11 protein-coding genes are annotated in these 13850 nt (G+C 72.3%); 4 read left to right on the top strand and 7 right to left on the bottom strand.

What is annotated here, in order from left to right; genetic code table 11:
* Positions 1–209 precede the first annotated feature (209 nt).
* Positions 210–1394 carry a hypothetical protein gene (locus tag G555_RS0101075; protein ID WP_028707448.1) on the top strand — a complete coding sequence of 395 codons (1185 nt, stop codon included), beginning with the start codon at positions 210–212 and terminating at the stop codon, positions 1392–1394.
* Positions 1395–1424: 30 nt separating this feature from the next.
* On the opposite strand, the gene G555_RS17080 is transcribed toward G555_RS0101075, so the two are convergent.
* The 6 genes from G555_RS17080 to G555_RS0101045 form a co-directional block, all read right to left on the bottom strand.
* The gene (locus tag G555_RS17080; RefSeq protein WP_036920581.1) at positions 1425–2090 is read right to left on the bottom strand and encodes an NADPH-dependent F420 reductase; all 666 of its coding nucleotides are present in this window, start codon (positions 2088–2090) and stop codon (positions 1425–1427) included.
* Positions 2091–2259: 169 nt separating this feature from the next.
* Entirely contained in the window at positions 2260–4878 is a 2619-nt protein-coding gene (locus G555_RS0101065; RefSeq protein ID WP_028707447.1) for a CHAT domain-containing protein, read from the bottom strand.
* On the bottom strand, positions 4875–5363 hold the full coding sequence (locus G555_RS0101060) for a hypothetical protein (RefSeq protein WP_028707446.1): 489 nt from the start codon (positions 5361–5363) through the stop codon (positions 4875–4877). The genes G555_RS0101065 and G555_RS0101060 overlap by 4 nt, the downstream gene beginning before the upstream one ends.
* Complete coding sequence (locus tag G555_RS0101055) at positions 5360–5962, bottom strand: RNA polymerase sigma factor (RefSeq protein ID WP_028707445.1); 603 nt, start codon at positions 5960–5962, stop codon at positions 5360–5362. The genes G555_RS0101060 and G555_RS0101055 overlap by 4 nt, the downstream gene beginning before the upstream one ends.
* Positions 5959–7551, bottom strand: a complete 1593-nt coding sequence (locus G555_RS17075) for a S8 family serine peptidase (RefSeq protein ID WP_051208132.1) — start codon at positions 7549–7551, stop codon at positions 5959–5961. Before G555_RS17075 ends, G555_RS0101055 begins: the two co-directional genes overlap by 4 nt.
* 375 nt (positions 7552–7926) lie before the next feature.
* Positions 7927–8697 carry a glucose 1-dehydrogenase gene (locus G555_RS0101045; RefSeq protein WP_028707444.1) on the bottom strand — a complete coding sequence of 257 codons (771 nt, stop codon included), beginning with the start codon at positions 8695–8697 and terminating at the stop codon, positions 7927–7929.
* Between the two features lie 309 nt (positions 8698–9006).
* Between G555_RS0101045 and G555_RS0101040 the strand changes: the two genes are divergently transcribed.
* The 3 genes from G555_RS0101040 (at position 9007) to G555_RS22495 (ending at position 11579) form a co-directional block, all read left to right on the top strand.
* Positions 9007–10806 (top strand): cation:proton antiporter, encoded by a 1800-nt coding sequence (locus G555_RS0101040; RefSeq protein ID WP_028707443.1) that lies wholly within the window; start codon positions 9007–9009, stop codon positions 10804–10806.
* An 82-nt stretch (positions 10807–10888) separates the two neighbouring features.
* The gene (locus G555_RS22500; protein WP_028707442.1) at positions 10889–11077 is read left to right on the top strand and encodes a hypothetical protein; all 189 of its coding nucleotides are present in this window, start codon (positions 10889–10891) and stop codon (positions 11075–11077) included.
* A gap of 4 nt (positions 11078–11081) precedes the next feature.
* On the top strand, positions 11082–11579 hold the full coding sequence (locus tag G555_RS22495; RefSeq protein ID WP_169337840.1) for a GNAT family N-acetyltransferase: 498 nt from the start codon (positions 11082–11084) through the stop codon (positions 11577–11579).
* Between the two features lie 25 nt (positions 11580–11604).
* Here G555_RS22495 and G555_RS0101025 read toward each other — a convergent pair whose 3' ends face one another.
* Positions 11605–13839, bottom strand: a complete 2235-nt coding sequence (locus G555_RS0101025; RefSeq protein ID WP_028707440.1) for a 6-phosphofructokinase — start codon at positions 13837–13839, stop codon at positions 11605–11607.
* Positions 13840–13850 lie beyond the last annotated feature (11 nt).

Genomic DNA, 13850 nt, shown 5'->3' with positions numbered 1-13850 from the left:
GCGCCGGGACGACCCTCCCGCACCTCGGAACGGCGACATGATCGCGGCGTCCCCGACGGCGACCGTGGAGCATCCCCTCCTCGCATGCCGGGCGCCGCCGGCGCCGGCCCCTCTGCCCGCCCGGGACCTCTCCTTGTCCACGGGACCGGGGTTTCCGGCTCTGAGAACGTGTATTGTCCCCTCAGGTCCACCCATTCAAAGGGGAACTCGTGCCCGACGATGTGCAGCAGCAGCCCTTCTCCGATGACCCCGCCACGACCGGCGCGCGATTCACTCCCGAAGCCGCGGACGGTGCTCCGCCGCCGCTCGACGCGTTTCGCACGTCCGCCGACGGCCTGGGGGCGGCACCGCTGGACGCCCCGGCCTGGACCGCCCCCGTCGCCGGCCCCACCGAGCCTGCGGCGGGCTCGACCGGTCCCTCGACCCTGACCCCTCCGGCGGGGGCGCCGGACGGCTACGCGTCGTCGCCCTATGCCGCGCCGTCTTCGGCGGGAGTGCCGGACGGCTACGCGTCGTCGCCCTACGCCGCGGCCGCCGGTTCCGCGCCCGACCCGGCCTGGCCGCAGCCGTCGGGCCAGGCCTACCCCTCCGCCTACCAGCCGACCGCCCCGGGCGGTTACCCGCCGGCTCCGCAGGGCGGTTACGAGCCTGCCGCTCCGAGCGGCTACCCGTCGGTTCCGCAGGGCGGATACCCCTCCGCCTACCAGCCGACCGCCCCGGGCGGTTATCCGTCGGTTCCGCAGGGCGGTTACGAGCCTGCCGCTCCGAGCGGCTACCCTTCCGTTCCGCAGGACGGATACCCCTCCGCCCCGCAGGGCGGTGCCGTGCCCGGCTTCGGCGCCCCGCCGAGCGCGGCAGGGTCCTATCCGCCGGTCGCGCCTCCTGGCTACCCGCCGCAGGGCGTCGCCGCGCCGGGAGCGCCGGTTCCGGGGGCGTACGCCGCCCCGGGCGTCCCGGTCGCCCAGGCACCCGCCGGCCCCGAACGCGTCGGCGCGGGCCTGCTCTTCGCGGTCGGCGGGATCCTGCTGGGCGTCGTCCTGTCGACCATCATCTGGCGGATGGGCTTCTTCGCGTCGATCACGAGCTTCGTGATGGCTGCCGCCGCGATCTGGCTGTACGGCGTCGGTGCGAAGACCGCACCCAGGAAGGGCGCTGTCCCGCTGATCGTGATGATCCTCCTCGGCGCCGTGCTCGCGCTGGTCGTCGGAGTCGGCAGCGACATCTATTTCTACGCGATCGACGAGGGCTTCTTCGCCTCGGATGCGATGGCGCTCACGATCGACAACATCGCCAACCCCGAGATCTGGTCCGGGTACGTTCCCGCAGTCGCCATGTACCTGCTGTTCGCCGGGCTCGGCACCTTCCGGGTCATCACGAGTCTCGCCAAGCGGTGACGCGGCGGGGCTACCCGTCTCTGCCGATATCTAGCCGTTTCCGTAGAGTGATCTAGACTTTGCGATCGCCGCGCGGAACCCGGCGGCGTCCAGGTCACGGCCGAACCCCGCGAAACCGGGTTCGAGCCAGCGTCCCTCCGCGAGCGGGCCGAGGTCGAGCGCATCGAATCCCAGATCGTCGAGCAGGCCGATGAGCGTGGCCCGGTCGCGGTCATGGTCCGTGGCGAAGGCGAGGGTGCGGCGTAGCGGGTCGCCGGCCGGCAGAGAATCGTCCTCCAGGTCGCCGAACCCCAGATGGTTCAGTGTCTTGGCGAGGCGCATCCTCGGGTTCAGCAGGGCATGCTCCTCGGACGTCGACCGCTCCGGCAGCGGCGTGCGCGACCAGTCGACCGGAGGCCACCGGTTCATGGCATCGACGACGAGCCGGTCGGCGAACAGGTGCCACGGCAGGGTGCGTGCCGCGCCGTAGGGGACCGCGAGGACGATGACGTCCGCCCGGCGCGCCGCGTCCTCGTGGCCGACCGCGACAGAGCCGGGGACGGACACGTCCAGGAAGGGCTGCAGCGAGGTGTGGCGCGGAGACCCGACGTACAGCACGTCCCATCCGGCCGCGAGCGCGAGGCGCCCGATCGCCTCGCCGACCTTGCCCGGACCGAAGACGGCCAGCGTGCGGCCGCGCGCGTCAGCGGTCGCCATGGCGGTGCACGGAGTCCGGGATCATTGAGCAGATCGTACTCGCGGCGCTTTTCGCCCAGAAAACCATGACAAAAGGAATGAGCCCGGCGCCGCGAGTACGACGCTCCTGAGGGTGGATTCCCGGGCCGATCCCCCCGAGTCGGCCCGGGAGATGCTCCCGAGGTGGTTTCTACCCTTGCCGCTCAAGAGCACCGACGGAAGACCCTGATACAGGGGACACCACACTTTTTTTCCACGGACGTCCGAACGTCGTGAACGAGGCCGCGAGAATTCCCTTTCCCGCACCCGCGGCAGCCACCGCCGCGGACGTGTCGAGCCCGGCCGCCAGGCGCGTGTGCAGGTCGTCCATGATCTCCCGGGACAAGCGGTCGGGGACGGGGGTGAGCGGTGCGACGACCGTCCCGACGCCGAGTTCGCGCAGCGAGGCGGCCAGCCCCAGTCCCTCGTCGCCGGCGCGCGGTGTCACCCGGCCCGCGTCGCATGCCGAGAGCACGGCGAGGGACACGCGCAGCGCCTGCCCCTCGAACTCGTGCGCGAACAGGACGCCGTCACCGAGCCGGAGGCTGGAGAACAGCGGGTTCTCCGCGCGATGCTCGCCGTGCGCCGCGACGTGGACGAGGTCGCTGCCGGTGAGCGCCGCGATCAGACCGCGGCCGGTCGAGTCGGCGGCGGCGATGGCGCGACTGCCCGGCCACGCGACGGAGACCGCGCTCACCTCGGCGTCGGCCTCGGGCAGATCGGGGCCTGCGACCGCCGTCACTCGGGGCGCCACGACCACGTGGGCGCTGTCCGCCCAGTCGGTGACGGTCGCGGCGACGGTGACCGGCATCTGCCGCAGCCGGGGCAGCATGCCCCACGGCACCAGATTGAGCTGCGACGGGGGCGCGACGACGAACCGCCCGGGAGCGAACCCGGCCGGCAGGAGCAGACCGTCCAGGGTGGAAAGACCTCGTGTCAGCGACGCGTGGATCGCACCCGACAGGGGATGGCCCTCCGGGAGGCGGGACGCCGCCGTGAGATCGGCTCGCACTCGGCGCGTGGCCTCGAGGACCGCCGCGACCGGCACGCCGGGATGCAGCCGCAGGTCTCCCGCGGGCGTCACCTCCACCCGCTCGAACGCGTCTCCGGCCTGGGCCAGCACGAGCAGCGTCTCGCTGCGCTCACGCACCGCCGCGGTGACGGCGTCGATCGAGAACGAGCCGGCCGGGTCGCGCTCGCCCTGCGCCGCCGCCCGCCACGAGAACTCGCGGATCCGGCGCGCGACCTCGTCGGTCTCGCGCTGAACGCGCGCGAGGTCGTCGCCCTGGGCGATCCGCGCCTCGTCCCGCAGGTTCCGCAGCCGGGCGAGAAGCTCCGCCTCGCGCGGATCGGACGGAGCGCGCACGGACGCCTGCCCGCGGAGCGCACCGCGCCAGCGGTCGACGCGCTCCAGGACATCGGCGGCGTCCCCCCGCTCGACGGCGAGCCGGCAGTCGAGCTGCGCCAGCCGCTGCCCATGCCCCGACAACGCGGTACGAAGATCGATCGAGGCGCTCTCCCGCTGCGCGGCGGCGAGGGCACGCGCCGCGGCGGTGAGCTCGTCCCGCGCGGCGTCCGCGTCCCCGGCGGCCAGAGCATGTTTCGCGGCCGCGAGACCGTAGTGGAGTCGCGTGGTGATCTGCGGCGAGTCCCGCAGCGGTGCCGCAGCCGCCCACGGCGCCGCGGCCTGCGGGTCGCCGGAGTCGAGGAGCGCCTCGGCCCACGCCAGCCCGGCCTGCTCGGCGGCGAGGGTGTCCCCATTCGCCGTGGAGGCCGCGTGCAGGGCGGCGGCGAGCCGCGCCCGGCGCCGGACCGTCCCCGGGAGTTCCGCCAGCGCGTCGAGCTCGGCCAGCAAGGCGCGGACGCGCCAGCCGGGCTCCTTGCGGGCGGCGAACCGGCGTCGCGCCTGTCGAGCCCAGTCTCGCGCCGCGTCGGGATTGCCGCGCAGCAGTTCGCAGCGGGCCGTCTCCAGCTCCGACTCGGCGACGTCGTGGTCGCTGCCGTTCGCCGCACACAGCCCGGCCGCCGATCGCAGCATCTCCCGGGCCTCGTCCAGCAGACCGGCGTCGAGGAGGGCCCGGGCATGGTCGAGCCGCGCCACGCTGCGGTCGGTGTCGACGTCCATCGCGTCGGCCCGCTCCATGAGCACCAGGGCGTGCGGCAGGTTGCCGCGCAGGAACTCCATGTACCCGCCGTTGTGCAGCGCCATGAACTGCAGGTTCGGCAGACCGGCGCGCCGCGCGAGCTCGGACGCCTCCTCGTTGCGGGCGACAGCCCCCGGGAGATTCCCCGCCCATGACTCCAGCAGAGCCCAGTTGAGCGTGACCTTCGCCTGGGAGTCCAGCGGCATCCCGGCACGATGGCCGGCGGCCCGCCGGGCCACGTCGACGGCCGCGGCGTGGTCCCCGCCCCGGCTGAGCACGGACGCGCGCTGGAACAGGACCGCACCCAGCAGATCCTCCCGCTCCCACTCCGTGGCCTCCGCCTCGGCGGCGGTGAGGGCGGCGAGCGCCGCGGGAAGGCCCTGGGCGTCGAACGCGTGCCAACTCCACGTGACGGCGACCCGGATGCGCAGCTCCCGCCACCGGTCGTGGTCGGCGGAGCTCGCCGCCGGCTCCGCGCGCGCGACGACATCCCGCGTCCGGTTGATCAACTCCCCGAACTCGGCGAACCGGTATTGCGCCTGGGCCGCGAGCGCCTGGTCGTACAGGTGCTGCGCGGCTGTCAGCTCGTCGGCGTCGGACGTGGTGGCCTCCTGCTCGCTCCTCACAACTCGATGGTCGGGGTGACGACCGGTGGCGTGCCGGAGATGAGGAGGCGGGTGGGTCGTCGCGGGACGTCGTCCCACGCGAGCCGGCCGTCCTCGTCGGCGCGTGCGGTCCTCTTGCTCCCCTCCTGCCACAGCTCGATCTCGACCCCCGGGGTGGTCACCCAGGCGTCGATCCGGACGGTGTCGTCGCGCCCGCGCTCGGGCGTGACCGTGATCATCAGGCTGACGCGGCTGGCGGTGAACGAGATCGTGTCGAACACCTCGGGCGCGGACTGCGACCGGACGGTCTCCAACTCCGACATCCCCTGCAACTCGGCCAGCTCGGCCTGGAGCGCCCGCAGCGAGAGCTCGAACCGGATGCGGTCCGTCAGCCCGGCCGGAGGCGGGTCGGCCTGGTCCTGCACTCTGGCGAGGTCGGCGAGGATCCGGGCGTCGAACTCGTCGAGCGGCTCCGAGGCCAGTGCGTCGATCTGCGGGATGCTCATGTCAGGCTCCAATGGGGGTCGGTGAGGAGGGCCTTCCGGAGGGCGGCGAGGCAACGTCCGCGGGTGGGCCCGATCGAGCCCACGGGCATGCCGAGGCTCTCGGCCAGGACGGCATAGTTCGGGGCGTCCGCGAAGCAGATCACCCGCATCAGCACCTGGCAGCGCGGGCTCAGCCGTTGCACGTGATCCCACAGCCGGCGGTCCCGGTCGTCGCGCAACACCTCTTGTTCGGGATCGGCCGCGGATGCCGTGCCGAGCGGCTCCCCGCGCGGCGGCACGGGCTCGTCGAAGTCGGTCGGCGTCGCCCGTCCGAGCCGGGCCGACACCCGCCAGGACTCCCGCCGCGTCGTCGTGACGAGCCAGGCGAGGATCGCGCCGGGCTCGGCGATCCGGTCCCCGCCCTCGTACAGCTTCACCCAGGTGCCCTGGACGACGTCCTCGGCCGTGGCGGCATCGAGCCCGCAGGCGCGCGCGGCGTGCCACAGGACGGGCGTCACGAGATCGACGAGCGTGCCCAGCGCCCCGACATCCCCGTCGCGATACGCGGTGAACGCGGCGGTCGCCCTGCCCGGGAGCGTGTCGGTGGCCGAGGCAGTCACCGGTCGTCCTTCAGCAGGTGCTCGACGGCACCGAGCCCGCGCTTCACGAACGCGTCCCTGTCGATCTCGGGAAGGACGTCGACGTCCGCCAGGAAGGCGGCGACCTCTCCGGCGAAGACCGGAGCCGCGAAGGACGTCCCGCTCCACAGGGAGAACCCGCACCGGTAGTCGTCGGGGTCGATCGTCGCGCGCTCGAGCCCTTCGTAGGTGAGCCGGGCGCTGGCCTGGATCGCCCCGTGCAGCGTCGTGGGGACGGTGCTGACGAGGTTCGAACCGGCCCGGTGGCAGGTGATCCACGCCCCGGCGTTGCTGAAGTACGCCACCGTGCCGTCCGGGTTGAGCGCCCCCACGCTGATGAGGGGCACCTGGCCGGGGTCGCGCGGCTGCAAGGTGAACGCGGCCGGGAACATCGGTGCGGTGGTGGACGAGTTGCCGGCGGCCGCGATCACGGCGACGCCCCATCGTCCGTAGTCGGACAGCAGATCCCACAGCGGGCCGTCCGCGGCGGCGTCCTCCGGGTCCTCGTGGTAGTACCCGAGCGACAGGTTCGCGACATCGATGACGTCCTCGGGGCGTCCCTCCACGATGCCGAGGACATGCCGGACGAGCATCAGCACGAGCGTGTTCGTGAGCGCGTCCTCGGGAACGACGCCCTCGTCGGTCATCACCGGGACGACGAGGGTACGTGCCTCGGGGCTCTCCTGCCGGACGATGCCGGCGATGAACGTGCCGTGCCCGGTGTCGGCCTGGATGCAGCCGTCGAGGGGGTTGACCTGCGGGGTCGGGAGCTGGCACGTCTCGAAGTCGCCGCCCAGTCCCAGCAGCAGACCGTCGAGGCGGACGTCGGACGTCGCGCGCGCCGGGTCGGCGAACCACGGGTGGGTGCCGAGAGCCGTGTCGAACACCGCGACGACCGGCGGACGCTTGAGGCGCTTCGCCCGCTTCGCCGGGTCGGGCAGCACGAGCGACACCGGCGTCCGACCGCCGGCACCCGCACGCCCGTACTCGACGGCGGGGCCGGGCGTCCCGAGGCCGGCGTAGTAGGGCAGTCCGGCGTAGTACGGCAGCCCGGCGTAGTACGGCAGCCCGGCGTAGTAGGGCGCCCCGTCGATCGCGGGCGCGGACGTGAGGATGTGGACGAGGCTGAGCCGTCCCTGCCAGGTCTCCCGGTCGTCGGCGCGGAGCCGCTGCAGGAAGGGCCACGCGTCGATGGGGGCCTGCTGCCGGCTCGCCGGGACCAGGTTCGCGCGCAACGTCCAGTGGCGTTCGAAGATCTCCCGCACCTCGGGATGACGCTCCGACAGGCGCCGCACGATCTCGAGGTCGTGCTCGACATCGGGTGGCAGTTCGAGCCGCACATCGCCGGCCTGGAGCCGCGCGTTGTACTCCGCCACGGCGTCGGCCCCGGAGATGCCGCGGATGAGGACCGAGCTGCCGACGTACGATGTCGGGCTCGGCTCGCGGCCATCGGGCAACGTCACGGCCTCGGTCGGGTTCAGGACGCGGGCCCCGAAGCGCTGGGTGATATCGGGGGGCAAGAGGGGCGTCGGCGACAGGTGCTGCGCTCTCTCGGAGTTGTTCTCGGACACTCGTCAGCTCTTTCTGCTCGGTCGCGCGTTCAGGCTACTGACTAGTTCAGTTACAGCGAAAGAGCGCTTTTCGAGGACTGTGATACCTCCGGATCTCGACCTGTCCCGTCCGGTCGGCGGTTCCGGGTCCGGACAGGGGGTCGCGCGGAGTTCTGTACCGAATGCGGCCGGTCGAAACGCTCCGACGGGCCGGCTGCGGAGTTATGCACCCTATGAGCGCGCCGGACATGGCCATAACGCAAAGAAACACGCGGTCGAGGCGCCTCGTGGCGTGAAGCGTCCCTGCACGGTACAGAACTCCGCAATCCGGACGACCCGGCCCCCGTCCCCCGAGTCGGACGACGTCTCGGAGGACCCGGGGCCGGGCACGGCGGGCTAGATCGCGGTGTACCCGCCGTCGATCAGGATGACGTCGCCCGTGATGAGGTCCGACGCCGAGGACGACAGGAACAGGACGAGATCGGCGACCTCGACGGGCTGCCCGAACCGGCCGAGGGGGATCTTGGCCAGCATGGGATCGGCCTTGGCCGGGTCGCCCCAGACCTTGGTCCCCATCGGGGTGAGGATGACGGTCGGCGCCACGGCGTTGACCTGGATGTTGGACGGGCCCCACTCGAGCGCCATCATCTTCGTGAGCATGTTGATGCCGCCCTTGGAGGCGCAGTACGCGCCGTGGCCGTCCAGGGCGATGACGCCGGCCTGGGAGGAGATGTTGACGACCTTGCCGGACTTCTGCGCGATCATCGGCCCGACGACCTCCTGCGTGAACGCGAAGGGCGCAGTCAGGTTGACGGCGATGGTGTCGTCCCAGTCCTCCTGGCTCAACTCGGTCAAGGGGGCGATGCGGGCGATGCCGGCACAGTTGACGACGATGTCGGCCACGCCACCGAGCGCGGCCAGGGCGTCCCTCGCCGCCTGCCGTGCGCCGGATGCGGTGAGCACGTCACCGGTCACGACGTGCACGGGGTTGCCTGCGGCCTTGACGAGAGCCTCGCTCTCGGCCAGGGCCGCGGTGTCACGGCCGACGATGGCGACCTCCGCTCCGGCCTCGGCGAGCACGACCGCGCACGCCTGACCGATTCCGCGGGAGCCGCCGGTGACGATTGCCTTCTTGCCCGACACAGTGAAGCGATCCGCGTAGCTCATGTGAACTCCTTTGTCCGTCGAGGGTGAACGGCGGCGCGAACGACCACCGTTACCGGGCAGTATCCCATCGGGCGGAGGGAGCGCCCGGGGCCGCGGGGGGAACCGCCAGATGAGCGCCGGGCCGCTCCGTCCACAGATGCCGGGAAGGGGCCACGGCCGGTGCGACGGGACGCGTGGGGACGATTCCGGCAGCGACCCGGCCGCCTCCGCCCCACGGCCGGCGCGACGGGACGCTGTGGTGCTGGTTGGTGTGCCGGGTGAGAATGCCCACAGCGGACATGACGCGATCGTCCGGCGGAGGGAGCCACCGTGGAGCTGTCCATCTTGATCGCCATCGCGGGCGTGGTGCTCGTCGTGGCGGTGACGACTCTCGCCCCGCGCGTCAGGGTCGCCGCCCCGCTGCTGCTGGTCGTGCTCGGCATCGGCATCAGCTTCCTGCCCTTCGTCGACGCCGTCGAGATCGAGCCCGAGTGGATCCTCGCCGGCATCCTGCCACCCCTGCTGTACTCGTCGGCGGTCGGCGTGAAGACGATGGAGTTCCGGCGTGACCTGCGGGTGATCTCGGCGTTCTCCGTCGTCCTCGTGGTGGTGTCCGCCGTCGTGGTCGGCGGATTGATGTCGCTGCTGATCCCCGGTCTCGGGTGGCCGCTGGGGATCGCGCTCGGTGCGATCGTGAGCCCGACGGATGCGGTCGCGACATCCATCGTCAAGAAGGCGGGCATCTCGCCTCGCATCGTCACGATCCTGGACGGCGAGAGCCTGCTGAACGACGCGACGGCCCTTGTGCTGCTGCGGTTCGCCGTCGCGGCGATCGGCGCGTCGGTGAGCGTCTGGTGGGGCGCGGCGACATTCCTGTACGCGGTGGTCGTCGCCGGGCTGATCGGGTTCGCCGTGGGACACCTCAGCCTGTTCGTGCGGGCGCGGGTGGGCTTCGTGACGGGCAATGTGCTCATCTCTCTCACCATCCCGTACGTGGCCTATCTGCCGGCCGAGGCTCTCGGGGCGTCGGGGCTGGTGGCGGCCGTCATCGCCGGCCTCGTGGCCGGGAACGCGGGTCCGCGGGTCCTGTCCGCCGAGGTGCGCGTCACGACCGACGCCGTGTGGCGCACGATCGAGCTCGTGCTCGAGTCGGCGATCTTCCTCGTGATGGGACTGGAGCTGTTCGGGTTGGTGATCGAGGTCACCGAGCAGCACTTCAGCGTCGGCGCGGCTTTCGGGATCGGGGCGTTGGTGGCGACGGTCGTGCTCGCGGTGCGGGTCGTGTTCGTGGCGCTGTCCCTGTGGTCCCTCAAACGGCGCGCCGCCCGCCTCGAGCAGAGCAGGGGCGTGCTGGACAGGATGGAGGCCCGCCTCGCCGACGGCATCCTGCCCGCGCTGCCGGATGCGGGCGCCGGCCGTCCCGGGGATGTCCCGCGATCCGGGCCGGGCGCCCCGCTCGTCGGCGCCGTGCGGCGGCGGCGACGCCTCCCCACCAGCGCGGAGCAGTGGGAGCGGTTCCAGCTCATGCTTGCCCGGCGCCGCGCCGACCTGGACTATCTGGCCTCGGAGCGACTCGGTCCGCGCGAGGGGACGCTGCTCGTCGCGGCCGGGATGCGCGGGGCCGTGACACTGGCCGCCGCGCAGACGCTTCCGCACGGGACGCCGTACCGGTCGTTGCTGATCCTCGTGGCGTTCGTCGTCGCGGCCGGGACGCTCCTCGTTCAGGGCGGCACGCTCGGCCCGGTGGCGCGGCGTCTCGGGCTGGCGGGGACGGCGGCCCCCGATCCTGCCGCCGCCGACGCCGTGCGGGTGGAGCTCAACAAGGCCGCGGTCGCCAGGCTGAACGACCCCGCGCTGCGTCGTCCCGACGGGACGCCCTTCTCCGCCGGCTTCCTGGAGGCGAGCCGACGCCAGTGGGACAAGCTGCGCGAGGTCCGCGACCGGGCGGCGGAGGCCGATCTGCAGGCCGAGTTCGCCGACCTGCGCAGCATCGTCCTCGACGCCCAGCGTCACGAGCTGCTCCGGCTGCGGGACATCGGCTCGTACCCGACCGGCGTGCTCGACGACGTCCTGCGCCAGTTGGACGCCGACCAGATCGGGATGCAGGTCCGGATGGGCTCCGGCGAGTAGTGACGGGCCGGCGCTGTTCGCGCGGGGGTTCGTGGGTCTACCGTGGGCGTCACCCCCCTCGGGCGGGCACGAAGGAGGTGCCATGGATTCTCACCCCTTCGGGTCGAGCGGGACGACCGCCTCGGCCCTCGCGTGCGGGAGTCGGCCGAGCCGCGGCCCGCGGATCGAGCCCGGCGTCCCGGCACGCGTCGGCAGCGTGCGCAGGGGCGTGGTGCGGAGGACTCTCGTGCGGGCCGATCCGGGTGTCGGCTCGGCCGGACGTCCCGGCTGAGCAGGTGGACGTCCGACCCCCCGGTTCGGGGCATGTGCTCGAACCGCTCACCGTGCACACCGCCGCCGAGGTGCTGGCCTGGGTGTCCTCGCGGCGCGACGCCGTCCAGTTCGCCGGCCCCGACGTCGCCTGGCCGCTGACACCCGAGTTGCTGGTGGCCGGGACGTCGGGCCATGTCCCCCATGCGTTGCGCGATGTCGACGGGCGGCTCGTCGCGACGGGTTCGCTGCGCCGCACCGGGGAGCGGGTCGGCCGCATCGGCCGGGTGCTCGTCGATCCGGCGGCGCGCGGTCGCGGGTGGGGGAGGCGGATGATGCTCGCGCTCCTGGACCGTGCCCGCGATCTGCCGGGGATCGACGTGGTGGAGCTGGGCGTGTACACCTTCAACACGGCGGCGGTCGCCCTCTACACCGACCTCGGCTTCCGTCCCACGGGAGCCGAGCGGAGCACGGTCGTGGCCGGGGAGGTGTGGATCTCGCTGGAGTTGCGCCGCCCTTTGTGAGCCCGTCTCCGGTGAGCCGACCGCCTCAGACGAGGTCGGAGTCGGACACGGCCGCGAGAACCGCCCGCAGATCCATCCACCACTGCTGCCGCGGTCGTCGGTACGTGGGATCGACCTCCTCGGCCATGTGGGACAGCGGGGAGGAGCGCACGGCCGAGCGCACCAGGCCGACGTAGCTCGACTCGTCCGAGCCCGACGTGAGGCGCGTCTCCAGCTCGCGCAGCGCGTACGACACCAGCCGCACGGCGAGCAGGCGGTCGAACGGCGTCGGCGTCCCGCCCTGCTGGACGTGGCCGATGACCTGGGTGCGGACGTCGTAGCGTCCCTGGGCCTCCTCGTTCAGCAGCGCGGCGAGGAAATCGGTCGTGTAGTTCTCGCTGGCCCGCTCGTTGCGCACGGCCAGGAACAGCCGTCGTCCGGCCGCGAAGGACTTCTGCAGCCAGGCCACGTCGGCCGCGAGGTCGGACAGGTGGGTCGGCGTCTCGTGCAGGTACACGCGTTCGGCGCCGCCCGCGAGCCCGCCCATGAGCGCCAGGTAGCCGCAGTAGCGGCCCATGGTCTCGACGACGAACGACCGGGTGGTCGCGCTGGCGGACAGCTTGATCCTGTCGATCGCGTCGACGACGGTGTTGAGCGCGGTGTCGGCTCCGATGGCCAGTTCCGACCCGGGCAGGTTGTTGTCGATCGTTGCGGGGACGCACACGATCGGGATGCGGAACGCCGGGTACCGGTCGCGTTCGCGGTGCAGCAGATGCGCCGCCTGGTACGCGTTCCACCCGCCGGTCACCAGCAGGGCGTCGATCCGATGGGATTCGAGTTGCCGGCTGACCCCGTACAGCATCTCCACGGTCGGCACGGTCCGCCGGATCCCGAGGTCGCAGCCGCCGGAGTCCGCCCAGCCCTCCACGTCGGACCATCCGAGGTCGACGACGTCTCCTTCGATGAGCCCGGGGAAGCCGTTGCGGATGCCGACCATCGTCATCCCGCGACTGATGCCGAGCCGCACGGCGGCCCAGTCGGCGGCGTTCATGCCCGGAGCGAGGCCGCCGACGTGGATGATCCCGATCCGCTTCGCGTCGGAGCCCGGTTCGACCCGGGAGGGTTCGGACAGCTCCCGGAACGTCTCCATGTCCCGGGCGAAGGACGGTCCGCGCAGGTCCATCGCCTCGTCGTAGCGTCCCTCGGCGATGAGGGACGGCACGCGCCGTGTCGCCGCCACGGCCTCCATGAGGGGGACCCGGGTGACCCTGTTCCCGCGGAAGCCGATCACCGGGCCGGTCTGTCCCGGTGTCGCCGTGAGCACCTCCTGGGCCGCCTCGTACCCGAGCCAGGTGCTGGCCCAGCGGTCGTACGCGCTGGGGGTGCCGCCGCGCTGGATGTGGCCGAGGATCGTGACCCGGGTGTCCTCGTGGAGGGTCCGCTGGATGACGTCGGCGATGTCCTGCGCCGTGATCGGCCGGCCCTGGCGATCGGTCGCGCCCTCGGCGACGACGACGATCGAGTGGCGCCGCCCGGCCGATCTGCCCCGCGCCAGCTCGGTGCACATCCGCTGCTCCCAGCCCTCCTCGGGGGGCTGCTCGGGCACGAGGACGTAGTCGCAGGCGCCGGCGATCGCGCTCATCAGGGCGAGGTAGCCGCAGTGTCGACCCATGACCTCCACCACGAAGCAGCGGTGGTGGCTGGCCGCCGTGCTGACGAGGGCGTCGACGGCGTCGACGATGCGGTGCAGGGCGGTGTCGGCGCCGATGGTCATGTCGGTGCCGACGAGGTCGTTGTCGATGGACCCCACGAGCCCGGCGAACATGAGGTGCGGATGGGCATCGGCCGTGGCCTGGTCGAGCTCGCCGGAGGCCACGAGGTCGGCGAGGAGGGACGGCCATTCCTCGCGGAAGACGTCCAGCCCCGACAGGCTGCCGTCGCCCCCGATCACGACGAGCCGGTCGATGCCGATGGCGAGCAGGTTGCGTGCCGCACGCAGCCGTCCGGAACGCTCCCGGAAGTCGGTGCTGCGGAAGGTGCCGATGACGGTGCCGCCCTTGTGGAGGATGCTGCCGACGTCGTCCCAGTCGAGTCGGCGGATGCCGTCGCCACCGTCGATCATTCCTTGATAGCCCTCGTAGATCGCATACACCTCGGCGCCGGTCTTGAGGGCGGTGCGGGTGACGGCGCGGACGGCTGCGTTCATGCCCTGGGCGTCGCCGCCGCTGGTCAGGATCCCCATGCGTACGGGCGAATCGACGTTCGTGAGTACCGCGGACATGTCTCCTCCTG

Origin of the sequence: Propionicicella superfundia DSM 22317 (assembly GCF_000423465.1) — a bacterium.
Classification (GTDB): domain Bacteria; phylum Actinomycetota; class Actinomycetes; order Propionibacteriales; family Propionibacteriaceae; genus Propionicicella; species Propionicicella superfundia.
This window is presented reverse-complemented; position numbering and strand designations above follow the sequence as displayed.